This is a genomic window from Ktedonospora formicarum (assembly GCF_016587355.1).
Taxonomy (GTDB): Bacteria; Chloroflexota; Ktedonobacteria; order Ktedonobacterales; family Ktedonobacteraceae; genus Ktedonobacter; species Ktedonobacter formicarum.
The window spans coordinates 1,571,237-1,595,250 of the sequence record NZ_BNJF01000002.1; the positions used below are offsets into that span (position 1 = coordinate 1,571,237).

The following is a 24,014-nucleotide window of genomic DNA, read 5'->3' on the forward strand; positions in this document are numbered from 1 at the left end:
TATGAATGGAGGGCCATCGTGGAGGCTATCGCAACCAAGATTAGCTACTCGTCTACTTTGTATTTTGCTGCTGCTTCCATAACGTAACTTACAAACCTGAGTACTTCCGCGAACTTTTCTGGAATAGCTGATTGGTGTATGGGAATTTCAGTATCTTGCCGTTCTTGCCAACAAAAGTCGATCAGGGACTTCCAATGCGGATCTAAAATTTGTTTAGCCCACTCGGCTCCTTCTAACTTGGAGCTAATGCGACCTTCGTGAAGATCTTGCAGCATTCGCGCATAATTCAAAACCAAGTAAGCCTGGAAGAAACGATTTCTATAGGGATTTGGGTCTGCCGATACAAATAGGCAAAGAGGGAGGACGATATTAGGAAAAATGTGTCGTTCTGGGATTCATCAACAACCTTCTAGCGCCTGACCAGAGAGTATCAGCGATGGAAGAATTTCTCAAAGAAAAAAGCACCTGTCCTGTCTTGGAATTAGCACTTCCTACATAATGTTGATGCAGCACCTGGTTCTGCTGGTTCCGCCCCTCTAGGGACATTTTCTTATGTCTCTGCTTGACAAAAAAAAGTCCTAGCGGACCAAGAGCTGGCACAAGCAAAGCTCCGAGAAGCGCGGCATTCCCGTCGTACAGAGGGATAAGACAACCAACTAGAGCTCCAATAAGAAATCCCAACAAGATAATTGCAGCTTCAATGTATTTCATATGCCTCCAGTGTCTCATTGTGATAAAACATTCTCTCATGTTCCAGTTCTCATCACATTCCCTGGTAAGCGACTGTTCTGCTTCATCCCCAAAGGATGAAGCAGAACAGTCGCTACTTGCTGGCGGCTCCTTTTATGATGAAATCACCAGCTAAATACCCAGGACATTCCCATCAGCACGATTGACGACTGGCTTGCATTGGGGAAGAATAAGGAGATTCCCATCGTCTCGCGAATGGCACGTGGAATAGGAGTCATATCCATCGGTCGTTACCCGTTCCGAGACGTGATCAACCGTTGCTACAGCCTGGCTGAAGAACTGCTTTGCCGCTTCCGTATTCCGCTTCTCGCTCAGACGTGAATCGACTAGATTGCCATCGCGGTCAATCGCACAATAGAAAGTAGCGCCTGCCCTTTCCCCACTTAGCCTCTTTAAAACAGTCAATGTCTTTGCTCGCGCAATTATTCTTACTTCATCGCTTGGTTTGGAAACTCTCAGATTATGGCTCAGCCCACCTAGATGTAGTTGCTCACAAGCTGTTCTGTTCTGGAAGGCTGGACACAATCAGCGAGCGCCTGATAGATATTGGGAGGATATTCTGCCAGCCGATGACAGAGATACAAATACCATTCCGTCCCATACGTCAAGTACAGGCGAGTTTGGTATCCCGCCTGCTGCATCTGCCTCAACAGATCCGGACGAATGCCGTAGAGCATCTCCACCTCAACATGAGGAGCCGCCAGAAGTTGTCGCCGCTCGATCTCCTGCAAAAGATGCTGATCGTGGGTGGCAATGGAGAGCGGATGACGGGCCTCGACGAGCAACTGGACGAACGAGAGAAAGCGCTCGTCTAGCTCTTCAGAGCGGTTCATGGCACGCTCATCAGGTTCTTGATACACTCCTTTAACCAGGCGTATTTTTCCAGGCAGGTGCATCAATGCCTCAAGGTCTTGCTGCATTTGATAGAGATGCACTCGTAGCGTAATGCCCACATGTGGATGTCGCGCAGCTATCTGGGTGTAGACAGCAAGGATAGCGGGAAGTTTATCTGATTCTTCCATACTCACCATTAAGGAGAGGTCGCGCGCTCTGGTCTTTTCAGCCAGATAATGGAGATGGTCCAGGGCCAATTCTTGGCTCACGGAAAGACCTATATGGGAAAGATCGAGCGAAATCGTTGTGCCTTTGGGAAGTGAAGCTGTTTCTATTGCTTCACTTAATGCGACAAATTCGTCCACTGCTGCTTGACAAGCCTGCTTCGTTGCCGTATTTTCTCCAATGTATTCTAAAGACACACCATAGCCCTGTGCCGCCACAAATTTAGCCGTGTCAACTCCATCCTGCCGTGTTTCGCCCGTGACAAATCGTCGGGCAGCAGACCAGAGGATGGAATAGACCGTGGGCATCTGCTGGAGGGAAGATTTGAGGGGAATATTGCGCGCGATAGATTTCAAGGCAAAAGATGCATCCAATTCTTCAGGAGATTGCAAAATATTCGATCCTTTCTTTGAGTCGGGAAAATCCTGTATGCGTCCACTTGATGAGTTTAGCCATCGGTCGATTGCAGCATACAATAGGGGCCAGAGGGCATCTCGTAAGCCGCGAAGTTCGGTAAAATTGCCGCATTCGCGATTGAGCGTCACAAGGACGAGAGTCTCGGGCCTATTGCCCCTTGATTGGCTTCGCAAGCGGCTTCAACCAGAGTAACTGGTTGTTACCAAACTGCTGTGGGAGCGTCTTCGTCGAGAATAAATGTAAGCGCAGGCACGTCAAAATAGCCCTGGAGACCTGTTCGCAGTTCCCTTTGGACCGTTTCCGCAACCTCTTCCCCGATGTCCCCTGGTATCTCAGCAATCAGGAGCGCGGAGGATGTTGCGTTCGTCAGCAACGCGGTAGACGCTTGACGCCACATCAGATGACGGGTGAGAACGGTTTGTCCGCTGGCGTAAGCGACTTCTCCTGGGGAGAGCGATTGAGAAAGATCATCATCGAGCGCTTGAAACTGATCCCCCTCACGGGTCAGCCGTGCGAGCACAGGAGCATGTAGGACATCCAGATCAAAACCACCGACAGGAACGACATATTGCAGCGAGACCGTGTGATAAAAGTCGACGAGCGCGTTAATGTGGAATGGTGTGTCTTCTTTGAGAACTCTGCGCAGAAGCGCTTCAATGGCACTGGGAAACCTCTTGTTGGAAACGCCCATCGCCCGAAACTGTTCGCGAAAGGCTTGCACATGTGGATGTGATTGTGCATTGCCATAGAGATGTGCCTCGCTCGCAGCGCGTTTCCAGATGGTGTGCCACCGAGTCGTCAGCTCGGGTCGAACCCGTTGATTGTCGATCCTCTGTGCAACGGCTACGACAACACGCATCCTGGGAAAACGCTCAAATATCGCAGGCTCGATGTGGAAATACATACCAGATCCCTCTTTTCTCATCAGATGATTGGAGTATAATCATACGAGAATGGACCGGCACTTGTACAGACGAAATAAACGGTGATATGCTATGAGCACTTTGCAAAGAGAAAGGGAAAAGGGTTTATGGCTTTCCACGATGATGGACTCCTCGATGAAATTGGATGGAACATTTTGCGAGAATTGCAACAGGAGGCGCGTCTCTCTTTCCATGAGTTAGGAAGACGTGTGGGGCTCTCAGCTCCTGCGGTGGCTGAGCGGGTGCGAAAGATGGAAGATGCCGGAATCATTCTTGGCTATGGGGCAAAGGTCAACCCACAAAAAGTTGGGCTACCGATCACTGCCGTCATTCGCATAACGACTTTGAAGATGCCATTGCCACAAGGGACTGATCTCGTCAGCGCTTTTCCTGAACTGCTTGAGTGCCATCGCGTGACGGGTACGGATAGTTATCACCTCAAAGTGATTGTCTCATCGGTCTCCCATCTAGAGCAGGTGGTGAATCGGCTCGTTCCCTACGGCGAACCTGCTACGTCCATTGTGCTCTCTTCTCTGATATCAGGAGAGAGTGTCAAGCAGGAAGCATGGTGGAATGGGAAAGAACCAACTGCGCAGACATAATTTCTTCCCAGCTTATTTGAGTTTGAGACCCACAAGAGCCGAGAGCATAAGCAGCATCGTTCCTTGATTGGCTTTAAAGTTGCTGAGACTGATTGTTTTGCAGATGGTAGACGTTTCCTCTCACCAATTGGGAGGCTTTTGCAAAAATGCATATCCTTTTTTATCACCCACGCTCAATTACCCACCTAGATGAGCCTGTCTCACCCAGATCTTCTCTATACTCTTCTTATGAAAAGAAAGAAATGGAACAGAGAACACACGCGAGATGCATTGCCACACCTAGGCGAAAGGGCACATGGACCCGTCCTGGCAAGAATGGCTGGGAGGATTAACCATTCTCCACGATGTCATGGGAACGACCCGGCTCACTGGCACGCTCCTCGATCAGGCGGCGCTGCATGGAGTGCTGGGAACGCTGTGCCGTTTGAAGCTGAGTCTTCTTTCCCTGGAAACGGATGAAACACCCCAGGCTGAGGAACCACCCTTTTCTTCGCTTGACGTTATCCATTTTGAGGAAAAGAAACAGGCACGAAAGCCTCCCGAGAGAAGAAAGAAGCTGAACAAAGCCCTATCTTGTCACTTTTACCAGGAAGGTCACACAAGAACGGAGATTCGGTTTGTTTAGCAAAGTATCATTATTAAAATACTACCTTGACAATCATAGTAATGTGATGTATACTCCAAACATGAGGTGATGATATGAGTGAAAACAAACTGACGTCCGACCTGCTACGCGGACATACCGATACGATGATTTTACGCCTCTTATCGGAAGCTGATCGCTACGGCTACGAGATTGTCAAACTGATTGCTGAGCGCTCGGGTGGCGAATATGAACTCAAGGAAGCCACGATGTACTCCAGCGTCCGGCGCCTTGAGAGCGACGGGGATATCGAATGGTACTGGGGTGATGAATCTCAGGGCGGGAGAAGAAAATACTTCCGGATTACCGACAAAGGGAAAGCGACCTACGATCGCAACAAACACAACTGGGAGTACGCCAAGCGCGTGCTAGAGAACTTATTGTAGCTGAAGAACTTCTTGTAAAGGAAAGATATTAATATGAACGATAAATTGACCAACTATGTCAACGGCGTCTTTGCTCCCTACGATGAGGTCAAAAGCACGACCGAATTAAAGGCGGATCTGCTCTCCGATTTGCAGGAGCGCTTCCGTGAGCTCAAAGCCGAGGGCAAGGATGATGAGACCGCTTTTGCCATGACCGTTGAGAGCATCGGTGACATTGAGCAAACTGTTCAGGAGGTCGCCAACCTCTCCCACTCGCTGGAGCGGCGGGTGGCTATCAACTTGGGTGGGAGCAATCTGCCACAGAGCGACTTCGCGGGTGTGATCGCGCAGAAAGGTAATTTTAAAGGGAGCATGTTGCGCGGCTCTGACTTTACGGGCGCAGACTTGACCGGAAGCTCGTTTTCCGGCAGTGATGTCCGTGAGGCCAATTTCACGCGCGCAAATTTGACCGATTGTAGCTTCTCTGCCCTTGACCTGACGGATGCTAACTTCCGTGAAGCCATTTTGGTGCGCACCAACTTCAGAGCGGCAGGGCTGGACGGTGCAAAATTCATCGGCGTCAAGCTCACGGATGTCAACTTTACGACGACCGACCTGAGAAAAATCATCTTTGAAGGCTGCACCTTTCTGGGCGTAGACTTCCACTACTCCGATCTACGCGGACAGCGACTGGATGGGCAGACCTTTATTGGCGTCCAGTTTGATCTGCCGTCACTCAGGGATGTGTCGTTTCAGGGTGCGACTCTTAGAAATGTGTCTTTCCGCGCGGTGGGGATCTGGTCTCAGAACCGTGCCATACGATCCCTTCACTTAGATGGCGCGATGATGGATAAGTTAACGTACTTTGCGCTCAAAGGCATAGGGGCTGATGTCTCGAAGGTAACTGTTCTCTCATAAGGAAGAAATGATGCACAACATTGCCATTCAGGTCAACGACCTGCACAAATCATATAAGAAGCTCGATGTCTTAAAAGGTGTGAATCTTACCGTGGAGCAGGGCAGCATTTTTGCCCTGCTTGGCTCCAACGGCGCGGGCAAGACCACACTTGTCAAAATCCTGACCACACTACTCAACCAGGACAGGGGAACGGCCATCGTCAATGGCTTTGATGTGGCCTCAAAGCCGGCTTATGTGCGACAATCGATCAGCCTGACCGGGCAATTTACAGCGGTGGATGAGATTTTGACCGGACAAGAAAACTTGATGATGATCGCTAAACTTCGCCATCTCAAACAGCCACGCCAGGTTGCCGACGCGTTGCTGACCCGTTTCGGGTTAACCGATGCTGCCAACCGCAGGGCGGCGACCTATTCCGGCGGCATGCGTCGTCGACTTGACCTCGCCATGAGCCTGGTGGGAACCCCACCGATTCTGTTCTTGGATGAGCCAACCACTGGGCTGGACCCCGAAGCTCGCATCGAGGTCTGGAAAGAGGTCAAGAAACTTGCGGATGGTGGCATTACGGTCTTCTTGACCACCCAGTACCTGGATGAGGCCGAGCAGCTTGCCGATCGCATAGCCATTCTCCATGAGGGCAAGATTATTGCCAGCGGCACGCTCACGGAGCTCAAAAAGCTGTTTCCAGCGGCGGAGGTGGAGTATGTGGAGAAACAACCAACTTTGGAGGAGATCTTTCTCGCCATCATTGGCAAAAAGGAGGGTCAATAAATGGAAGCCATACAGAGTAACACCTCAGACGTTCGAATACAGAACCACTTTTTCAGTGATATGGGCGTGATGCTCGGTCGTTCTATGCGCCACATCTTCCGCAGTGTGGACACCATCTTTACGGTCACGATCACGCCGATTGCGATGATGTTGCTGTTCGTGTATGTGTTCGGCGGCGCCATTCAAACAGGGACAGCCAATTATGTCAATTATTTGGTGCCTGGGATCTTATTGATTGCGATTGCGAGTGGGATCTCCTATACCGCATATCGTTTGTTTACCGACGTGCAAAAGGGAATCATTGAGCGCTTTCGCTCTATGCCAATTGCCCCTTCTACCATGCTGTGGGGACATGTCCTGACCTCAATGGTCTCCAACGGGCTTTCGGTGGTGGTTATCATGCTGGTCGCCATGTTGATGGGCTTTCGTTCGTCGGCGGGTATCCTGTCCTGGCTTGCGGTCATTGGCATACTCTCCTTGTTTACCCTGGCCTTAACCTGGGTGGCGGTGATTCCTGGCCTGACCGCCAAATCAATCGACGGCGCGACCGCTTTTTCGTATCCGCTCATCTTCCTACCCTTTATCAGCTCGGCGTTTGTGCCGACGAAGTCGATGCCTTTCGTCGTCAGGGTCTTTGCCGAGAACCAGCCCGTGACCGCGATTGTGGAAAGCATTCGTGCCTTACTCTCTGGACAGCCAGTCTCGAATACTCTATGGGTTGCGCTGGCATGGTGTGTTGGAATTCTGGTTGTCGCCTACATCTTCGCGATGCGAGCCTACAGAAAGCGCGCGTAAAAGCGGGCTGCTTCAGGAAAGTGGCAATCACTTTGTCAAAGTTGATTGGAATAGTGGGGAGTGCAGAGGCCCGTCAGTCCCTCTGCGCCTCTCCTATGCTGCCGCAAACAGCATGAAACCTTTTACATAAAGGTTGATAAAGCATTCCAAAGAGAAAGAAGAAAGAATATGCAGACTAATTCCAAGCGAGCAGAGCTCACAGCCACCTATGACTGGTATCGTCAGATGCGCGAGGCGCAGCCTGTGTTCTTTGACCCAAATATCCAGGCATGGCACATCTTCCGCTACGACGATGTGCTGCGTGTACTCAGTGATCACGCGACGTTTTCTTCTGATGAGAGCAGCTTCCTGCCACCTGAGTACCGCAATGCCACTCCGATCAGTTCGAGCATGCTCCGTATGGACCCACCACGTCATCGCAAGTTGCGCAATCTCGTCTCGCTCGCCTTCACACCGCGCATGGTGGCTCATATGGAGTCGCGCATCCAGGCGATCACCAATGGCTTGCTTGACCAGGTCCAGGCATCGGGTGAGATGGATGTCATCAGGGATCTGGCCTATCCGCTGCCTATCACCGTCATCGCGGAGATATTGGGAGTTCCCGCAGAGCGGCGTGAGGAGTTCAAGCAGTGGTCTGATGCGTCCGTTGGAGGAGATGCGGAATCGACACCAGAGGATATACAGGCGATCATGCAGGCCATGGAGAGTATGAAAGCCTACTTCAACGAGGTCTTTGAGGAGCGACGTGCGCATCCCCAGAATGACCTGGTGAGTGCGCTGCTCCAGGCGGAAGTAGATGGGGAGCGCCTGAGCAACGAGGAATTGCTGGGGTTCTGCGTGTTGCTGCTGGTTGCGGGCAACGAGACCACGACCAATCTGATTGGCAATACTATCCTCTGTCTGGATGAGCATCCTGAAGCGGTGGAACGTCTGCGTGCCAATCGCGAGCTGGTGCCAGGTGCGCTTGAAGAGGCCCTGCGCTACTACTCGCCGATCAAACTCACGATACGCGGGACCACGACCGAGACGATGATAGGCGATCAGCGCATAGAAGCTGGCAAGTTGCTCTTTGCCTGGATTGCCTCGGCGGATCGTGATGAGGCTCAGTTCCCCGATGCCAGTCAGTTCAATATCGAGCGTGAGCCCAATCGGCACCTGGGCTTCGGGCGTGGTGTCCATTTCTGCCTGGGCGCTCCCCTGGCACGTTTGGAGGCGAAGATTGCGCTGAACACGATGCTCGACCGCCTGCCCGGTTCCTGGCACGTGTCCGATGCGCCATTATCTCCGATCAAGAGCTCGTCCGTCTTTGGAGTGAAGCAGTTGCCCTTAACCTGGGAAAAGTAACAGAACGTGAGTGCTGGCGAGCTGATCCCTCTCCGATGACTGACAGGAGTCCTCCCAAGCGATTCTCCCAGTCATCGGAGGGGGATCAGCCAATGCGTTTGACTGTTGCTGTGTGCCATGAGAACGACGAACGTTCCTTCTATTCTCTTTTCCTTGCCTCAAACTGCAGATATTCCACGAAACCCCGCCTCCAGACTGAGTGCAGAGCCCTTCTCTAGACCGATGACCCTGGCATCTTTCTCAGGCATACTCCCTATGAGCCAGAAAGAGCATCTTTGCCACTGGTTTCATACAGCATGGTTCGTAAAGGAGTAAACTCTGCATATGCAATACCTCTCTCCAATACCACCGCTTCTCTCTGAGAACAGGCGTGAGATCATTATCGAGGCAATAAATATTCGCAAGGAATATGCGACTGGCGCAGTGAATGTAACTGCAGCACCCACAACCCGTTATCATCAGGTCACGGTCATCGGACTGATGGCAGCCAATGTGCCCTGGCGTGTCCTGGTCTCCCTCGACACCGTGCAAGAGATCGCATCGCCGCCATACATCGCGTTTCTCAGCACATATCTCTTCCGCTTGCCCGAACTGGCGAGCGCGATACGGAAAGCTGCCGCTGGGGAAGCGGTGATGCATTCCCATGTGGCTGCGCGCATAGCCCAGGAGTTAGCCAGCCTCCCTGTATCTGACTGGGAGCACTATGCTCAGTTGAGTGAGCGTGAGCGAGACGTTCTGCGCCCCATTGCCGAAGACCTTCCAAACGGCGATATTGCGCGTCGGCTCGTGATCAGCGAAAAAACGGTGAAAAGTCATGTCAGCAATATTCTCAGCAAACTCCATCTTCTGGACCGAACGCAGGCTGCGGTCTTTGCCTGGCGTGAGGGCTTTGTCTCTCGTTTCTCTGGGCAGGATGAATGTAACGTTCCTTCCTGAGAACAGTTTTGAGTGTGAGACCAACAAGAACTAAGAGCACGGGCTTCTTTGTGTCTTGATCGGCTTTTCGTACGGTCTGAGATGGATCGTTTCGGCAGATGGTAGACTTTTCCTCTCTCCATTGGGAGGAGTTTGCGAAATTGGTAGACTCTTCAGTGGAAGGTAGGCTTTTCGTCTCTCATTGATAGACCTAAAACAGTGGTTTCTGCTCCTCTCGGCACCTCTTGAGCCACAACGTGAACAACTCATCATGCATGCTCTCCATGTGAGCTAGAATCATGAAGCAGTTCAGTCAGGCGTCAATTGGCGAATGATATGAGTGATTTTGGGCCCTACCAAAAGAAATACTAAATAAAGATGTATTACAAGTTTAAATAAATATTATAAAGTTTTATGCGCTATTCATTTTTTCACAATATGTTGAATGGCAGGAAGATAAACAGTCACTTCACAGCCGCCAGCAGGATGATTCCGCAATGTAATGTATCCACCATGACGCTCTACGAGCAATTTACAGGTGTAAAGGCCAAGACCGGTGGTCTTTTGATGCTTCTCGTTTGGAGAGGCGTGACCATGATAAAACTTCTCCCAGACATGGGGCATATCGGCTGGAGAAATGCCACTCCCGCTATCACGGAGGACAAACACCAGGGAACGAACATCGCGGGTGCAGGTCAGGTAAATCTGTCCATTCGTTGGGGTATAGCGTATGGCATTTTCAAACAGGTTATCTAACACCTGTTCGATTCTATGGAGATCAAGCATCACGAGTGATACATCCGCGACGGCATTCTGGAAACGATACTGAAAAGTGATGTCAGATGATGCAGCCTGAAGCGTATAAATGTGGACTTTACGGGCCAATTCTTGCTCTAGCTCGACAGGTTGAGGTTGGATAATCAAGCTGGTCTGCTCAAGAGCGGAGACTAACAACATATCGTTGAGCAGGCGCGTCATACGCTGGCTGCTAGCTTGAAGCACTGGAAGGTAGCGCTCAAGGCGTCTATTTCGTTTCTCTCCCGCCTCTGTGCGGGCAATCCCCTCGATATGCCCCTGGATAATAGTCACAGGGGTGCGCAGATCATGCGAGAGCGCCGCGATCATAATGCGCATCTCTTCCTGTTGATGCCACTCGCGTTCCAGGGATTCCTGCAATTCGTGGCGCAGTTCGTTAAAGGCCCCACAGAGGTCACCCAACTCATTAGGTGCGCTATAGTTGATCGTAAAATCCAGATCGCGCTGGCGAATCATCTCTACAGCCCGCATCAATTCACTAACGGGCTGGCTTACCTGCCGTCCCATGCGCCAGGCGAAAAAGAGGATGGTCACGCTCAGAACAGCCAATGGTAGAGAGAGTGCAGGCCACCGACTGAATTCATTCAGAGACGAAACTGATTCAACAGGCATGCCCCGCCTTTGCGCCAGATACCAGAAGAGAAGCACCAATTCGAGAAGGCAGGTAATACTCAAGGTCACACCCAGTATGCCGATACAATACCAGACAAAGATCCGCCTGAAGCTGGCATGCTTGCGGTGTGATTTGGTTTTCCTTAGATGGATGTTCTGAGCTCCCATTTGTACCCTACTCCCCAGACGGTGCTGATATATTCAGTTCGTGAATCATAGTGTGAGATTTTTTTACGAATGCGTTTGATGTGCTCTGTGACGGTCTTGGTGTCCCCGAGGGCGTCCATCTTCCAGATACGATCATAGATCACCTCGCGGGAGAAGACCTGCCGTGGATGCAGAACGAGCAATTGGATAATCTCAAATTCCTTGAGCGTCAGGGGAAGCAGTTGGCCGGCATAGCGCACTTCATACGCGCTCAAATCGATGCTTAAGTGACCATAGTTCAAGCATGTTGCGGAGTGTGCCTGATCTCTGCGTTGTTGTCCACGCCGCTCACGGCGCAGGTGCGCTTCTACGCGAGCCATTAATTCTTTGATGCTAAATGGCTTGAGCACATAGTCGTCAGCACCCACACGAAATCCTTGAATCTTGTCCGCATCGCTTTGCTTCGCACTTAGAAACAGAATAGGGATGTCTAGTTCTTCGCGCAGTTCTCTACAGACCGCAAAGCCATCGCGTCGTGGTAGCATAATATCGAGGATCATCAGATCTGGATGATGCGCGCGCGCGACCAGCAGGGCTTGTGCGCCGTCAAATGCGGTAAATACAGTATAGCCTTCATCCTCCAAGGCATCCTGTATAAACTGGACAATGTCATCCTCATCGTCTACGACCACAATGGTACCGCGCATTTTGTCGTGTTCCACGTCCCCCTTTTGTCTCACTTTCATTCAGTATGGTCCCTTGTTATTGACCAGCATTTCCCTGACCCAACCATATCATAAACACTAAATATAAACATTTTCAAAACTTTCTTCACAGCCTGTCCGAATCGGCTATCTGTTTATCCTTTGTTGATACTTTCCTTTTAGCATGAGGCGCACGATGTCGCCAATCTCTATGGCATCGATGCCTAATAAACTGAAATATTCGCATAGATGTCATAATCCAGTTTTTTGAGAATCACAGCACGTCTCTTTATGCAATGACAAGAGGAGGTCATTTTGTGAGAACTTTTGAGATACTATTCGTCCTGGTAAATGTGCTAACGCTCTGCCTGAGCTTGCGAAAGTGGTCAAAAGGGGTGTGGTTAGGGGCGGTAGGAGTTAATGTTGCGATCCTCATCCTGCATGGTTTTTTCGAGGGCTTTCGCTACCAAATGGTTTTCTCCTACCTCTTTACCATGCTGTTTACGATATATACTCTCATCAAGGCCAGTGGCAACTTTTTTGTCGCAAAGCTACCGACAGCTTTGAAGATCATCATCATCAGCTTCTCGTTGGTGTGTCTGATTCTGACCTCCTTTCTGGCATCCGCCCTGCCTGTGTTTACACTTCCGCAGCCAACTGGTAATTCTGCTGTGGGTATCAAGTATTTCCACCTTGTGGACGAAAAGCGTAACGAACCGTTCCTGAAGAACTCAACGAAAAAGCGTGAATTGATGGTGAAGGTCTATTACCCGGCAAAGCCAGACAAGAGCAAACCTTTTTCGCCGTATTTTCACAATTCACCCGAACTCATACGGTTGCTTACAGCAGGCAACCGCCTTCCGAGTTTCTTGCTTGATCAACTCAATCTGGTAAAGACAAATTCCAAAGAAGGCCTTCATATCTCAGATACTCAGTCAAGCTATCCAGTCATCCTGTTCTCTCATGGGGCAGGAACGAGCATGGAAGTACATACCTCTCAGTGTGAAGATTTAGCCAGTCATGGATATATCGTGGTCGCGATTGATCATACCTACATATCAGCCGCAACCGTATTCCCCGACAAAATCGTTACGGCGCAGGATGCCACAACTGTTTTTGCGGAGGGTGATCCGCGAGGAACCATTGCTCAAATCGCTGTTGATGATGACAAGTTTGTTATGGACAAGTTAGCTGAATTGAACGAAGGGGGCATTGACCCTCAATTCAAAGGAAGGCTCAATCTTGATGAAATAGGTGCGATTGGTCACTCCTTTGGCGGTGCGGTGGCATACGATCTGGCAATCAATGACAGCAGAGTGAAAGCTGCCATTGATTTAGATGGCACCGTATATACTACGCCAAAAGGGGGAACGAACACGATGGCCCCCTTTCTCATGCTAGCGAACGATAAAATTCATATTCAAAGAATTCAAAATCACGACACTGGGATGCAAAAGTTCGCCGATATGAGCGATAAGGAACAAAAGGACATGCTCTCCGTGTATGGAAGCAAGGAAGCCTATGATAAGGATTACAACGAGACACTGCAAAATCTTGTTGGGCTTGCGAATACGGTAAAAGCATCAGGAAATCTCTATACCATTGAAGGAAGCGATCATATGAAATTTACCGATATTGGTCTTTTCTTTGGTAATGATCAGCTCCGCCAATTCATAGGCATTGGCGGCAAGACTGAACCTGTAAGGTGTCTTGTCATCACTGAGGCGCTCACATTAACTTTTTTTGAGCAACATTTGAAGCATGGTGAGGCCACAGACTCGTTGCTGAAACAGTATCCAGAACTCAAAAAGGTCGCATTGACATAAGCCTCTAACGAGAATCACAACAGTAGCATCCTCGTTCCTAAAGGTCAAGTAATTCCGGTTACTTGACCTTTATCCCTGCAAACCATGAACATGTCAGCAGCCATTGAGCTGTATTGGCTCGCTCATATCAGAAGCCGTGAATAGAAACATTTGCAAAACTTTTCCCGCAGCCAGCCTGATTCGACCTTCTGTTTCCTCTTTGTTGATACTTTTCCTTTACTATGAGGATCAATCGGTACTTGCACCGAAAATAGAGAAAACGACATGACAGAATAAAGGGAAGAGACGACTATGCACTCCTACACGCAACAGAACCCACTTAGTCCTCCTGCAATGAATGTGCAAACTGGAGCACCATCATCACAGGGGGCGAGCAGCCTTTTACAGATGCAAGATCTGACCAAGACCTATAGCAACACACGCAATAAGGTCACAACTCATGCCCTCAATGGCATACATCTGGATGTCTACCCACAGGAATTTATCAGCATCATGGGACCATCGGGCAGTGGCAAAACCACCCTGCTGAACATTCTGGCGGGACTCGACCAACCTACAAGCGGAGAGTTCTGGCTTCAAGGCGAGAATCTGGCGTCGCTCAAGGCAGATGAGTTAGCCCTGTTTCGCAGGCGTCACCTGGGCTTTGTCTTCCAGGACTTTAATCTGCTGGATACCCTGACCCTGGCGGAAAATGTGGCCTTGCCCCTCAGTCTGGATCGCCAGAACGACAAACATATTCTACAGCGGGTAAGCGAGATGATGCGGTTTCTGGGTATCGAGGACCAGATGCAACGCTATCCATATGAGGTCTCAGGTGGTCAACAGCAGCGCACAGCCGTGGCCCGTGCGATCATCCACCAGCCGCGCCTGTTGCTGGCAGATGAACCAACTGGCAATCTCGATTCTGCCTCGGCACGATCGCTGCTTGAGCTGTTTCAACAATTGAATAGCCAGCGGCGGGCGACGATTCTGATGGTCACGCACGATCCTTTCTCAGCCAGCTATAGTCAGCGGGTGATCTTCATTAAGGATGGGCGTATCTTTATGCATCTGCGCCGTACCGGGAGCCAACAGCACTTCTTTCAGAGCATTCTCAATACCCTGGCGCAAGTGGAGGGTACCCATGAATTGGCGTAATCTTGTGACCAAGAATATGCTGCGCAACCTGCGACGCTACATAGGATACATGCTGGCTGCGACAATAGCAGTGGCGATCTTCGCGATGTTCACGAACTTTGTTGATAATCCCGCTGTGCGCGCCGCGCCGATTACCGCAGCTGCGAGTCAGTTGCTGGTGGCCTTTCGCGTCCTTGTCGCGCTCTTCGCTATCTTCTTTGTCTTTTACTTTCATGCCGCGTTGATGCGAGCGCGGAACAAAGAGTTTGGTTTGTTGCTGACATTAGGGGTAACTCCGCACCAGATTGGACGGCTGATCTTTTACGAAAGCTTGCTTATCGGACTACTGGCCCTGCTGGTCGGGATCATTTTGGGCATTGTGTGCGCATACTTCTTTCAGCTTGCCATGCTGGCTATTCTCGCGCTCCCTGTGACGTTACCATTCGCAGTTCCTCCCACTACGTTTCTCACGACTGGTATGTTCTTTGGCATAGTCTTTTTTCTGGAGGCTTGCTGGATCTCATCGAGCGTGACCAGGCGCACACCACGTGTTCTCTTGCTCGGTGCGCGGACACAGCAGGCGCCACCCAAGGCTTCCTGGTGGTCCGTGTTTGCTGGCCTGCTGTGCATTGGGGTAGCCTATGATCTGGCCCTCCAATTTAGCAGCTCAATCACTTCCACGATGTTTCCTATTATCGGCCTGACCATCGCTGGCACCTACTTGCTGTTCAGTCAATGCTCTGTGATGCTGCTTACGCGCCTGCGCCAACCCGGTATTCCTGGTATGCGCCTGTTGCTTCTTGCCCGTCTCTCGCATCGTATGAGCGACTACGCGCGTATGCTCACAGTTGTAACGGTCTTGAACGCGGTCGTACTCATTGGAATGGGAACCATCTTTGGTGGTTTGCAGGTCTTTGAGATGCAAGCGGTTCACCTGCTGCCATTCTCTATCCAGCTCTTGAGCAATACGGCTCATCCCACCGCGCTTGCTTCCACGCAGGTACAACAAGAAATTGAGCGCCAGCACTTTTCCCTGCAAGCGGTCACGAATACCTCGTTCATCACTGGCACTATCGCCCAGGGGCAGCACAGGGTACCAGTCCTGGTCATGGATCTTTCCAGCTTTGTTCGCCTGCAAGAAGTCGAACGTCAGGCTCATCCTGATTTTGTTGAAAATCAAAACAATGTCCAGGCATTGACCAGTGATTCTCAGGGCTACATCTCTACTCCCGACATCACTTACGGCTTTTCGTTGCAACGGAGCCAACTTGTCGTGGGAAAAGAGACAGTGAGTTTACAACTTGAAAAGAGTGCAACGCGTGTTATCAATCCCTGGTTTGGCATTGCTGACAATGACCTCACGACAAACGTCCTGGTCGTGACCGACGTTCGGTATGCTCAGTTGATGGACTCTACCCCTCTTGCTCAGCATTGGCAGGTGACAAGTTATGTCCTGCCCAATTGGCAGCAGAGCGCGCCCCTGGTGCAAGCACTCCGTCAGCAATTGCCCGCATCGCAGCAAACGTTGCTCACGGATACGGTGACCAACTTCAATAGCGGGAAGCAGTTCCTCTCGGTTATGCTCTTTGCCGCCTTCTTCATAAGCTGCCTCTTTTTTCTCGCCGCAGGAAGCGCCATTTACTTTAAGCTGTTTACGCAGCAAGAAGAGGATAGGCGTCAATTTCAGGCCTTAGAGCGCATTGGTTTCACGCGCCGTGAGGCAGCACACCTCTTGAGCAGTGAATTCCTCTTGCTCTTCTTTCTCCCAATCGTGCTTGCACTCGTACATAGCATTGTGGCCCTGCTCGATCTGGCGAATCTGATGACAAGCATGCATAGCACGGATCTGTTTGCCCAACTTGGTCTCTCGACCATTATCCTTCAAGCCTTTGTTCCCGTTTCCCTACTGTACTTGGTGAGCTTTATGGTCTACTTCTGGATCGCACGTGTTGGTTACCTGCGCAGAATGCAATTGGCGGCAGCCTAAGTGGGTGTCACTATCTCAGAACATAAGAAAATGATGAGTGGCATACACAAATGAGATATCGATAATATACTATTATAGGAGTTTCACATTTATGGAGAACGAAAAGAATTCCACCTTGTTGTATGGAGTTATAGTTGCTACCGTGGTGGCTCTGTTGTTGAGCCTCTATTATCTCATTCCGAACATCAATCACATCCCTATTCCTGCCGAGGCAGATCCGACCCTGGTACACTACAAGTATGTCGAATTGTTTGGATCGTTAGCCGTTCTAGGCGTTATTGGCACGATGATTCTACTTTTGCAGAGGCTGGCGCGGAGGAAGAGGTAAGGGCACCATTCCCACCAGGAAGGCCAAACCGTAATCGGAACAAGAGACATATGATGCGTAAAGGCAGGGAAAGCGATTGCCTCTTCCCTGCTACGTGAGAACGCCACTTCCCGCAGGCCAGGATCAGTCGTTTTACCTCTGAAAAGGTCGTTCTCACACTCTTCCCTCTCTCTCAAAACCTTTCCTTCTATGCCCTCTTGTGCACATTAGAGAGCTTGCTCATATTCTTCTTGACCGCTTGTAGCGCTAGGAGGAATTTGGGGGAGTTGGCTTGCTTCATGGGCTATTCTTGCTCAATGGATGCCCTTAGCCGAGGTTGCTGTTGTCTCTGGTGCTGACGGAGAGACCAGACATCCAAAAAGGCTTGCACAACGTTCGGATCATATTGTGTTCCTGCTCCCTGTATGAGTTGTGCACAAGCATCTCTCTCTCCTCTTGCCTCGCGATCTGCGCTTGGAGAGATCATTTCATCGAAGGCATCGATGACCGCTACAATACGCGCGAGGAACGGTATGCTCTCGCGTTGCAGTCCTCTCGGATAGCCACTTCCATCCCAGTGCTCATGGTGGGCGGCAACAATAGGAGCAAGGAGGGAGAAGATGCCACCTGCCTGAACCAGAATAGCATATCCAATAGTGGGATGAGCCTGTATTGCATCCTGCTCCTCTGCGGTGAGTGGTCCCGTTTGGGAAAGAAGTTCCTCAGATACCCCTACTTTCCCCAGGTCATGCAATAGAGCCGCAAGACGTACCATTGCCACCTCTTTGGCACTACACTTCATCTGCTTCGCTATTGCCTCAGTCAGCCCTGCCATCCGTTGCCCGTGTGCAAATGCCTGGGAATCTCGTGCTTGTAAGAGGGCCAACAACGCTTGCTCCGTCATCGTCTCCATCGAGTCCAGTTCTTCTGTTTGCCCCTTCCCGCTGTTTGCCCATTGCCCTTGCGTGCCAGCGATACAGACGCGATTGCCCCCGTATTGCTTCGCTTGATACATGGCTTGATCTCCCCAATGAATCAGGTCCTGATATCTGGTGGCATGGATGGGGTACATCGCCATACCAATACTCGCTGTCACACGTATACTCACAGGAGATGACAAGTGTTTGCCTCTCCACATGAGCACTTCTTGCTCAATGCGAGCGCGGAGTCGGTTGGCAATGTGTGCAGCCTTCTGGGCGTTCACGGCAAACAAGAGCACCATAAATTCCTCGCCTCCATAGCGTCCAGTGACATGGGTCGTATCAAGTTCTGCCATACATTGCTGTATGCTCTTGCCTATCTGATGGAGGAGGGCATCCCCAGCGCGGTGCCCCCACATATCATTGATTTGTTTGAAATGATCTAGATCAAGGAACAGCATCGTACAGCCTGTTCCTTCCTCCTGGCATCTGGTGAGCAAACGTTCCAGTGCGCTCATCAATGTGCGGTGGTTATAGAGTCCTGTGAGAGGATCACGTTCTGCTCGTGCTGCCTGCTCCCGATATAGCTTGTCTCGTTCTTGCAATAATTCCTGTTGCCGTTGCACCAGATGCTGTCGGCGCATATATGCTTGGGTTACTTGTGCACGCAGGGCATTGTTCTGACGTATTTCCTGACTCAGATCATGTGCCAAGCGTCCCTGGTGAGAGACTTCTGTGCAAAGCCATCCAATCCCCACCAACGATCCAGTGCTCACCACGAGTGCCAGGCTCCATTGAGGGGTGGAGAGCCATCGTGATGCCCAGGAGGTTGTGAGTACCAGGGCAATGCTCACCAGGGTGACAACGAATCCCAGCAGTGTCATTCCCAGAGCGAGATGTGTGCTCCGTCGATCTGGGGAACTATGGCAGACAATCCTGCTCCAAGCCAGTGAATGTCTGCTCATGAGCATCCAAATGACGCATCCAAAGAGGATCAGTGTGGCTATCGACCAGACAAGAGCTTCAAGTGCTTGCAGCACAAGATTCACAGGCTCACTGAGAGGGAGTACTCCAAGAGGGGGAAGGAGGAAGGCCATGACGGTAAAGAGTAGCGCGCAACAGAGTGCTTGTGTCACTATCCCAATGAGAGGCACATGGTGGTGAGTGAGGCGGGTCAGCGCGAAAGGAAACAAGCGATCCCGTGCCATGGCGATGAGAAGACGGGAAAAGATCAGCAGAATCACAACAGAGGTGGCAATCTGGTTGAGGAAAAGCATGACCAGGACCACATTACTATATGTTGGTCCCCAGACCGTACGTGTCGCAATCACCATCGCCGTCATAGAGGTTGCCTTTTCTGGAGGAACGACCACCATGACGCCGAAGGTGGCGACAAGATAAGCTAGGAAGATACAGATGCAGCCCCACCAGAGGAAGCGTCCAGCTCGTTGTCGTGTGACCTCATCACCACGCACTTCATTGCCCATGATGAAGGGCCAATCTATACCCATAAATGCCCATGCCACGATGCCTAAGATCCCTATGTTTTGCGGAGAGGGCAACCAGGCATGCCAACTCTGCCATATGTGGAGACCGATGACTGGAGCATGCCCTTGCATAAGCCACCATCCCCCAGCCAGTCCCACCAGAAAAAACGTTGCGACAGGCAAACCAGCGGCTGCAAATAAGAGATGTTTCAAGGCGTGCAATGGGATCAGGGCGAGCATGGTTGTGACGAGCAAGAGGCACATTTCTCCTCCATAGGAGATAAGAGGAGAACGAAACCATGCTGGGAGGAGCAAGAGTGCTGCTTGAAGGGTCGTTATAATGATGGTCATTCCAAATAACCAGGTACAGACGCCTGTCAGTTCCGCCAGGCGTCCTCCTACGATCTGTTTGATCCAGATGTAATGTCCGCCATAGAAAGAGAGCCGCCGAGAGAGCCAACGCACCACTACTGCCATCGGAATCAAGAAGAAGAGGCCAAGCACCCAATAGAGCAAGGCAGCTGGACCGGCGAGTTGAATGTCACTGATGCATGTGAAGAAGAGAATAAACAACAGCAGGAGGCTGGTGAGATCTCGTATTCCCAGTTCTTGAGGGAACCCCTCACTCCTTAGAGCCATCGTGGAGGCTCTTGCCGCATCGGCTTCTGCTGCTGACGTAGTCTCCGTGTTCTCTTCCATTGGCCTACTAACCTTCATAGTTCATTGCTGGAGGCGGTGCTGATCGTCCTTGCCGTCTTGTGACCAGAGAGGGTGGGAAGGCTGATGGAGCGGTGATGAGCTTCCTCTCTTCCAGCGGTTGATGAGCTTCCCTGAGAGTTCTCGTTCACCCTTGATAGCTAGGTCTTCCTTTGTTTCTCTCTCCCACTATTATTATGCCTCTCTTTCCTATTTTATTTTTGCCTTTTGCATTTGGGACTCACCAGAGCTGAGAGCATGAACCGCTTATCATACCACTGCATGAGCATATTCGAGAACATTGCTCTCCATTGCCCCTGCCTTTTCAGGCCCAGCAGGCTTACTTACATTGTTCATCTGGTTGGTCCCTCTCTTCATTGTTTCAGTCACTCTCCTCTTCGTCAATTACAAAAGAAGACGTGAGTGGGGTGGGATAGGGTGCGCAGTTTTGGAGCGTGAGAGGGGAGGATGTGGAGACACGAAGGGCACAATCACACGCTGTTGTGTGCTCTGCCCTTGGAAACCCTGCGCTCGAAAGATGTCAGGCGCTTACGGGGGTGCTCTCCCAATGTGAGTACGAGCGAGCAGATGGTGTGTGGTACAAGCCCTCTCAATAGCTGCCTAATCCCCTGCGATGATATTTCGCCTCTGGAAGAATACGATGAAGAGAGCGGGGAAACAGAGCGAGAAGCGGAAAGAGAGCCACACGACGTGGCTGATGATTTTGGGTGGAAAGCAAAAGCCATTGTCTCTCGGAGCAATGGTGTTTGTTTTCATCAAGCCAGAGTAGCACACTGTTCAGTTCTCTACAAAGTTGACAATACCTCTTAAAACAGTAGCCCCCGAAGAACTACCTGGCCGGTAGCCTGGGGGGCAAGTGAGACAGCCCTAAGGCTGCCGATCCCGCCTTAGACCCGGGGTGTGAAGCACCCAGAGCAGGCAGGAGGATGACAGAGCGAGCCGAAGACGAGGGGTCTCAAGCGCCCACCATACACAGAGCACCGCCATACCGATCAGGTTGATGGTGGTAAAGATGACGCGCACACCTGCCTCTACGTGGTCAAGCACCAGGTAGGTGACCAGCCCACTGAACAGTGTGCTGCATTGCATCGTCATTTGATAGATGGCGCCTACGCGACCGCTCTTCTCGCGCGGCGCACGGCCTACGACCAGCACGTTCGACAGAACGGTAGAGACGTTTCCGCACGCGTACGCCATGCCCAGGCAGGCCATCGCCACTGGAAGCGATGATGTGGAACTGTACACAGCTACTGGAAAGCTCATCAATGCCGACCAGCCCAGGAGGCCCGATAGAGTCGGCTTACGCCTCTCCTTCAGCACCGACTGGATAAGGGCCGCAAGCACGCTTCCTACGCCACCTGCCGCAAGCACCAGGGCGTAAGCGCGAGGTCCGCCGAGCGCCTGCCCGATGGGCGGGTTCGCGACGTCCCCACTCATGCAGACCGTCATGAGAACGACGACGATGAGCGCGCGCCTGGTTTCTTGTTCCCTGGCAACGTACTTCAGCGCCTCTCGCATCCGCACCGGTTCGCACTGGCGAACCGGCTTCTCGCGCCCGAAATCCTTCAGTCTGTACATGACATAAAGTACGGGCAGATAGGAGATTGCGTTGCCCAGGAACAACCAGGATTGCTTGTCGGGTGTGGAGAGCACCCCACCGAGCGACGAGCCGAGCGCCTGCCCGACCCGGACGTTGAGCCCATTAACACTCAGCGCGTTGCTGAGGCTATCGAACGGCACCATCTCCTTCACCAGCGCCTGCCGCGCGACGTTGATCACAGTGTTGCAGATGCTGGAGATGGTGATGAGCGTGAACATCTCCACCACGCGGAGATCGTCACGCGTAGCCTTGAGCCACCAGAACACCAACGCGTCGATGAGCTGGATGCTGAGGGCATAGATGATGACCTGCCGTCGCGGAAATCGATCCGCGAACCAACCGCTCCACGGTCCCATGAGGGCCCTGGGGAGGAATGTGGGTACCAGGGACCCCAGGTACAGGGCCCACCAATTGTGGTCGTGGTATGCCACGACTCCAACCGCTACGCTTTGCCCCCATCCTCCCGTGTTGGAGATTAGGGAGGCCACCATCAAGTGACGATAGCCTCTGATTTGCAGACTTACTGGAACCGCTAAACCCCGCATGCTACATCAACTCTTCTCGTTTACTTATCCGGCTGTATTCCCTGGAAGGCCCATGCTTCCACCTTCAGTGAGGAATCCTCTCTGCTTGCTTACATCCTTTCACTTGCTTGCTGTTCACCGATTGGTCTACCTTACAGCGCTGCCGCAGAGTCTTGTCGAGGCGACTCGCGCGAGACGTGCAAGGTGCTCTCTTTTTTATCGACATCGAGGCCGATCTCTTTATCCATGCCCTGTCTCCCCGCGCGAAAGAGCAACGGGAACGGCATGAACGCTCCTCAGGGAGTAGCCCAAACCAGACCTGGAGGAGCCGACGCCTTTCCGTTCGGGTGCCACAGAAAAACATCGCATATTCAATGAGTATGTTATACCGCATACGCACGCCCATTACCAGCCTCATTCTGTCCCTACCAAACCCCAGTTACCAAACAATGGGGATGAGGCGATACCATACCTGTTTCATATATTCATCGTAGCTCGGCAGACATATTGAAACAAAAAGTGCATCACTTGCCCGAGAAAGCCAACTTTTTGTTTCAATATACCCGGTTTGGAACAGCCCTCTTTTTTAAAGAGAGCCAACCAGATGGAGCAACTGTTTTCGTTCACATTCCTCGTCAACAATGGGAACGAGTTGCAGCATCAGTTCATCCAAGCCACTCGCCAAAAGCTCTTTTAGACGATGACGTATGGTTTCCTCAGTACCGCTGACCACCAATGTTCGTATTAAGGCATCAATCTCTTCTTCATTGCCGTCCGCTGCTCTCTTAAAGCCAGCAGCCGCCCACATCCGCGTGAAAGAGCTAAAGCGGGCGGCAAATTGTATCCCCTGGCGCATCTTTGCGCGAACTTTTTCTTCATCAGTACTCAGCGCAACTCGCACATGCGCAATGATTGGAGGGGCGGGACGGCCTCGTTCCTCTGCCCCGGCACGTAGTTGAGGCAGTGCCGACTCCAGGAGATAGGGGATTGGGCAGGCCCAGGAGATCGCGCCATCAGCCACCTCCCCTGCCAGCCTGAACGCTTTGAGGCCGACTGCTGAAGTCAAGAGAGGCACTGAAGTGCTTTGTGGCATCGTTCGCACAGAAGCGTTCAGGGGCGTGTACTCCACGTTAAAAAATGTCTCGTGGTGAGAAATCGCGCCATCATTGAAAACGCCGCGTAGAATCTCCAGATACTCCTGGAGATAGGCAAGTGGAGTTGTCTGAGCGAGGCCATACGAGTTCTCAATCAGCATCCGGTTGCCGGGACCGATTCCTAAGCGCAGGCGTCCAGGAGCGAGAGCCTCTATTGCGAAAACCTGTCGTGCCAACGTCAACGGGTGACGTGTATACACGGGAATAATCGCGCTTCCAAGCCTGATGCGCTCAGTTTGTGTGGCAACCGCCGCAAAGAACGTTACAAGGTCGGCATCTCCAGCATTCTGTGCCCAGATTTGTTGGACCCCTATCCGCTCTGCTTCGCGGACCCAGGAGATGGCATCCAGAATATCAGTCGCCTCAGAAAAAATCCCAACACGATCACGAATGGAGCGCGGGGACTCAACAGTTGAAAGCTGCTCTTCTTGTTGCATCACTTATTCTCTCTTTCTTTCATCTGCATGTTTTGTTCTATACAAGGTGACCGAATGGATCAGAGGGGAATAGACGAGCCAGTCGGCCTGGTGGTATTATGGAGCAGCATCCCTGCTGAAACCAGGAGTGTGTTTTCTCATAGGTGTAATAAGTAAC

At 51.4% G+C, this 24,014-nt stretch carries 22 protein-coding genes and 1 pseudogene; 12 read left to right on the top strand and 11 right to left on the bottom strand.

What is annotated here, in order from left to right; translation table 11 throughout:
- Nucleotides 1-44: 44 nt before the first annotated feature.
- From K3T82_RS50045 to K3T82_RS25655, 5 genes and pseudogenes are all read right to left on the bottom strand, one after another.
- A complete protein-coding gene (locus tag K3T82_RS50045; RefSeq protein ID WP_420799324.1) occupies nucleotides 45-296 on the bottom strand; it encodes an aminoglycoside adenylyltransferase domain-containing protein in 252 nt (83 codons plus the stop codon).
- 73 nt (nucleotides 297-369) lie between these two features.
- The gene (locus tag K3T82_RS25640; RefSeq protein ID WP_220196388.1) at nucleotides 370-711 is read right to left on the bottom strand and encodes a 5-formyltetrahydrofolate cyclo-ligase family protein; all 342 of its coding nucleotides are present in this window, start codon (nucleotides 709-711) and stop codon (nucleotides 370-372) included.
- A gap of 218 nt (nucleotides 712-929) precedes the next feature.
- Nucleotides 930-1,107, bottom strand: a pseudogene (locus tag K3T82_RS50050) (DDE-type integrase/transposase/recombinase); the annotation flags it as partial.
- A gap of 119 nt (nucleotides 1,108-1,226) precedes the next feature.
- Entirely contained in the window at nucleotides 1,227-2,201 is a 975-nt protein-coding gene (locus K3T82_RS25650; RefSeq protein WP_220196389.1) for a proline dehydrogenase family protein, read from the bottom strand.
- Nucleotides 2,202-2,425: 224 nt separating this feature from the next.
- A complete protein-coding gene (locus K3T82_RS25655; protein ID WP_220196390.1) occupies nucleotides 2,426-3,130 on the bottom strand; it encodes a B3/B4 domain-containing protein in 705 nt (234 codons plus the stop codon).
- 126 nt (nucleotides 3,131-3,256) lie between these two features.
- Here K3T82_RS25655 and K3T82_RS25660 point away from each other — a divergent pair, with 126 nt between their 5' ends.
- From K3T82_RS25660 to K3T82_RS25695, 8 genes are all read left to right on the top strand, one after another.
- Complete coding sequence (locus K3T82_RS25660) at nucleotides 3,257-3,751, top strand: Lrp/AsnC family transcriptional regulator (protein ID WP_220196391.1); 495 nt, start codon at nucleotides 3,257-3,259, stop codon at nucleotides 3,749-3,751.
- A 295-nt stretch (nucleotides 3,752-4,046) separates the two neighbouring features.
- On the top strand, nucleotides 4,047-4,376 hold the full coding sequence (locus K3T82_RS25665) for a hypothetical protein (RefSeq protein ID WP_220196536.1): 330 nt from the start codon (nucleotides 4,047-4,049) through the stop codon (nucleotides 4,374-4,376).
- A gap of 74 nt (nucleotides 4,377-4,450) precedes the next feature.
- The gene (locus tag K3T82_RS25670) at nucleotides 4,451-4,780 is read left to right on the top strand and encodes a PadR family transcriptional regulator (protein WP_220196392.1); all 330 of its coding nucleotides are present in this window, start codon (nucleotides 4,451-4,453) and stop codon (nucleotides 4,778-4,780) included.
- A gap of 33 nt (nucleotides 4,781-4,813) precedes the next feature.
- The gene (locus tag K3T82_RS25675) at nucleotides 4,814-5,677 is read left to right on the top strand and encodes a pentapeptide repeat-containing protein (protein WP_220196393.1); all 864 of its coding nucleotides are present in this window, start codon (nucleotides 4,814-4,816) and stop codon (nucleotides 5,675-5,677) included.
- 10 nt (nucleotides 5,678-5,687) lie between these two features.
- A complete protein-coding gene (locus tag K3T82_RS25680; RefSeq protein WP_220196525.1) occupies nucleotides 5,688-6,449 on the top strand; it encodes an ABC transporter ATP-binding protein in 762 nt (253 codons plus the stop codon).
- A complete protein-coding gene (locus K3T82_RS25685; RefSeq protein ID WP_307811162.1) occupies nucleotides 6,450-7,244 on the top strand; it encodes an ABC transporter permease in 795 nt (264 codons plus the stop codon).
- Between the two features lie 168 nt (nucleotides 7,245-7,412).
- Nucleotides 7,413-8,588, top strand: a complete 1,176-nt coding sequence (locus K3T82_RS25690; RefSeq protein ID WP_220196394.1) for a cytochrome P450 — start codon at nucleotides 7,413-7,415, stop codon at nucleotides 8,586-8,588.
- Between the two features lie 324 nt (nucleotides 8,589-8,912).
- Nucleotides 8,913-9,524 (top strand): response regulator transcription factor, encoded by a 612-nt coding sequence (locus K3T82_RS25695; protein ID WP_220196395.1) that lies wholly within the window; start codon nucleotides 8,913-8,915, stop codon nucleotides 9,522-9,524.
- A 402-nt stretch (nucleotides 9,525-9,926) separates the two neighbouring features.
- Here K3T82_RS25695 and K3T82_RS25700 read toward each other — a convergent pair whose 3' ends face one another.
- On the bottom strand, nucleotides 9,927-11,099 hold the full coding sequence (locus tag K3T82_RS25700; protein WP_220196396.1) for a HAMP domain-containing sensor histidine kinase: 1,173 nt from the start codon (nucleotides 11,097-11,099) through the stop codon (nucleotides 9,927-9,929).
- Nucleotides 11,075-11,800: a response regulator transcription factor gene (locus tag K3T82_RS25705; protein ID WP_220196397.1), complete on the bottom strand. Its 726-nt coding sequence runs from the start codon at nucleotides 11,798-11,800 to the stop codon at nucleotides 11,075-11,077. Before K3T82_RS25705 ends, K3T82_RS25700 begins: the two co-directional genes overlap by 25 nt.
- Before the next feature lie 299 nt (nucleotides 11,801-12,099).
- On the opposite strand from K3T82_RS25705, the gene K3T82_RS25710 reads away from it, so the two are divergent.
- The 4 genes from K3T82_RS25710 to K3T82_RS25725 all read left to right on the top strand — a co-directional run bounded on the left by K3T82_RS25710 (nucleotide 12,100) and on the right by K3T82_RS25725 (nucleotide 17,039).
- Entirely contained in the window at nucleotides 12,100-13,608 is a 1,509-nt protein-coding gene (locus K3T82_RS25710) for an alpha/beta hydrolase family protein (RefSeq protein WP_220196398.1), read from the top strand.
- A gap of 291 nt (nucleotides 13,609-13,899) precedes the next feature.
- Entirely contained in the window at nucleotides 13,900-14,745 is an 846-nt protein-coding gene (locus K3T82_RS25715; RefSeq protein ID WP_307811164.1) for an ABC transporter ATP-binding protein, read from the top strand.
- Nucleotides 14,732-16,711 (top strand): FtsX-like permease family protein, encoded by a 1,980-nt coding sequence (locus K3T82_RS25720; protein WP_220196399.1) that lies wholly within the window; start codon nucleotides 14,732-14,734, stop codon nucleotides 16,709-16,711. The genes K3T82_RS25715 and K3T82_RS25720 overlap by 14 nt, the downstream gene beginning before the upstream one ends.
- A 91-nt stretch (nucleotides 16,712-16,802) precedes the next feature.
- Complete coding sequence (locus tag K3T82_RS25725) at nucleotides 16,803-17,039, top strand: hypothetical protein (RefSeq protein ID WP_220196400.1); 237 nt, start codon at nucleotides 16,803-16,805, stop codon at nucleotides 17,037-17,039.
- Nucleotides 17,040-17,322: 283 nt separating this feature from the next.
- Here K3T82_RS25725 and K3T82_RS25730 read toward each other — a convergent pair whose 3' ends face one another.
- The 4 genes from K3T82_RS25730 to K3T82_RS25740 all read right to left on the bottom strand — a co-directional run bounded on the left by K3T82_RS25730 (nucleotide 17,323) and on the right by K3T82_RS25740 (nucleotide 23,857).
- Complete coding sequence (locus tag K3T82_RS25730; RefSeq protein ID WP_220196401.1) at nucleotides 17,323-20,124, bottom strand: amino acid permease; 2,802 nt, start codon at nucleotides 20,122-20,124, stop codon at nucleotides 17,323-17,325.
- 885 nt (nucleotides 20,125-21,009) lie between these two features.
- Nucleotides 21,010-22,287, bottom strand: coding sequence for an MFS transporter (locus K3T82_RS25735; protein ID WP_220196402.1), 1,278 nt, complete (start codon nucleotides 22,285-22,287; stop codon nucleotides 21,010-21,012).
- 131 nt (nucleotides 22,288-22,418) lie between these two features.
- Nucleotides 22,419-22,553: a hypothetical protein gene (locus K3T82_RS49200; protein ID WP_268886674.1), complete on the bottom strand. Its 135-nt coding sequence runs from the start codon at nucleotides 22,551-22,553 to the stop codon at nucleotides 22,419-22,421.
- A 299-nt stretch (nucleotides 22,554-22,852) separates the two neighbouring features.
- Nucleotides 22,853-23,857, bottom strand: a complete 1,005-nt coding sequence (locus K3T82_RS25740; protein WP_220196403.1) for an LLM class flavin-dependent oxidoreductase — start codon at nucleotides 23,855-23,857, stop codon at nucleotides 22,853-22,855.
- Nucleotides 23,858-24,014: the final 157 nt, after the last annotated feature.

Coding starts and splice junctions, on each gene's coding strand:
- K3T82_RS25640 (WP_220196388.1), bottom strand. CDS start 711: ATGAAATACATTGAAGCTGCAATTATCTTGTTGGGATTTCTTATTGGA.
- K3T82_RS25655 (WP_220196390.1), bottom strand. CDS start 3,130: ATGTATTTCCACATCGAGCCTGCGATATTTGAGCGTTTTCCCAGGATG.
- K3T82_RS25660 (WP_220196391.1), top strand. CDS start 3,257: ATGGCTTTCCACGATGATGGACTCCTCGATGAAATTGGATGGAACATT.
- K3T82_RS25665 (WP_220196536.1), top strand. CDS start 4,047: ATGGACCCGTCCTGGCAAGAATGGCTGGGAGGATTAACCATTCTCCAC.
- K3T82_RS25670 (WP_220196392.1), top strand. CDS start 4,451: ATGAGTGAAAACAAACTGACGTCCGACCTGCTACGCGGACATACCGAT.
- K3T82_RS25675 (WP_220196393.1), top strand. CDS start 4,814: ATGAACGATAAATTGACCAACTATGTCAACGGCGTCTTTGCTCCCTAC.
- K3T82_RS25680 (WP_220196525.1), top strand. CDS start 5,688: ATGCACAACATTGCCATTCAGGTCAACGACCTGCACAAATCATATAAG.
- K3T82_RS25685 (WP_307811162.1), top strand. CDS start 6,450: ATGGAAGCCATACAGAGTAACACCTCAGACGTTCGAATACAGAACCAC.
- K3T82_RS25690 (WP_220196394.1), top strand. CDS start 7,413: ATGCAGACTAATTCCAAGCGAGCAGAGCTCACAGCCACCTATGACTGG.
- K3T82_RS25695 (WP_220196395.1), top strand. CDS start 8,913: ATGCAATACCTCTCTCCAATACCACCGCTTCTCTCTGAGAACAGGCGT.
- K3T82_RS25700 (WP_220196396.1), bottom strand. CDS start 11,099: ATGGGAGCTCAGAACATCCATCTAAGGAAAACCAAATCACACCGCAAG.
- K3T82_RS25715 (WP_307811164.1), top strand. CDS start 13,900: ATGCACTCCTACACGCAACAGAACCCACTTAGTCCTCCTGCAATGAAT.
- K3T82_RS25720 (WP_220196399.1), top strand. CDS start 14,732: ATGAATTGGCGTAATCTTGTGACCAAGAATATGCTGCGCAACCTGCGA.
- K3T82_RS25725 (WP_220196400.1), top strand. CDS start 16,803: ATGGAGAACGAAAAGAATTCCACCTTGTTGTATGGAGTTATAGTTGCT.
- K3T82_RS25730 (WP_220196401.1), bottom strand. CDS start 20,124: ATGGAAGAGAACACGGAGACTACGTCAGCAGCAGAAGCCGATGCGGCA.
- K3T82_RS25735 (WP_220196402.1), bottom strand. CDS start 22,287: ATGCGGGGTTTAGCGGTTCCAGTAAGTCTGCAAATCAGAGGCTATCGT.
- K3T82_RS49200 (WP_268886674.1), bottom strand. CDS start 22,553: ATGCCGTTCCCGTTGCTCTTTCGCGCGGGGAGACAGGGCATGGATAAA.
- K3T82_RS25740 (WP_220196403.1), bottom strand. CDS start 23,857: ATGCAACAAGAAGAGCAGCTTTCAACTGTTGAGTCCCCGCGCTCCATT.